2 protein-coding genes are annotated in these 745 nt (G+C 42.6%); both read left to right on the top strand.

Translation table 11 applies throughout. The annotated features are described in order from the left end of the window. The first annotated feature begins 102 nt into the window (after positions 1 to 102). Positions 103 to 417 carry a transposase gene (locus CKO12_RS14405; protein WP_207146399.1) on the top strand — a complete coding sequence of 105 codons (315 nt, stop codon included), beginning with the start codon at positions 103 to 105 and terminating at the stop codon, positions 415 to 417. A gap of 31 nt (positions 418 to 448) precedes the next feature. Then, on the top strand, positions 449 to 625 hold the full coding sequence (locus tag CKO12_RS14410) for a reverse transcriptase N-terminal domain-containing protein (RefSeq protein WP_200155403.1): 177 nt from the start codon (positions 449 to 451) through the stop codon (positions 623 to 625). Positions 626 to 745: the final 120 nt, after the last annotated feature.

Raw genomic sequence — 745 nt, forward strand, 5'->3', positions numbered from 1 at the left:
ATGAGTACTTAAAGTCAGTCATCTCTGATTCTTGGGCTGTATTCAGCAAATCATCAAGCTATGCCAAGGGCTGGATAGAACAGTTCGTGCCTTGGGTGCTGTATGGTTAGTTTTGCGGACAACTATAATGATTTTTTAATGTCAAATTTGATGCGCAAAAGTTTGGCTGAAAAAAGATGGATGATTGAAGTTTATCATCACGATCTCAAACAAAACTGCGGTGTGGAACGCTGTCAAGCGCGTTCAGCAATTTCTCAACGCAATCATATTGGTCTTGCAATTCGTGCTTTCATACGTTTGGAACGCTACTTCTATCGAACTGGAATAAGCATTATGGAAGCGAAAAATAAGATCGTGCGCAGTGCCGTGCGATTTTATTTATCAGCACCATTGTATGGCTTGTTCGCAACTGCGTAACTCCTAGAATCTTTTCTAATAGGAGTGGCAAATGAGAGAGGTACTAGAAGTGAAAACAACGACTACCAATCGTGCAGCTCCTAACACTGGCTGGCATGAGATTGATTGGAAAGTGGCAGAGCAAAAAGTGAGAAGACTGCAAGCGCGTATCGTGAAGGCAACGCAGGAAGGTAATCAACGTAAGGTCAAATCCTTACAATGGTTATAGTTGTCCGCAAAACTAACCATACAGCACCCAAGGCACGAACTGTTCTATCCAGCCCTTGGCATAGCTTGATGATTTGCTGAATACAGCCCAAGAATCAGAGATGACTGACTTTAAGTACTC

Origin of the sequence: Chromatium okenii (assembly GCF_016583745.1) — a bacterium.
GTDB classification, from domain to species: domain Bacteria; phylum Pseudomonadota; class Gammaproteobacteria; order Chromatiales; family Chromatiaceae; genus Chromatium; species Chromatium okenii.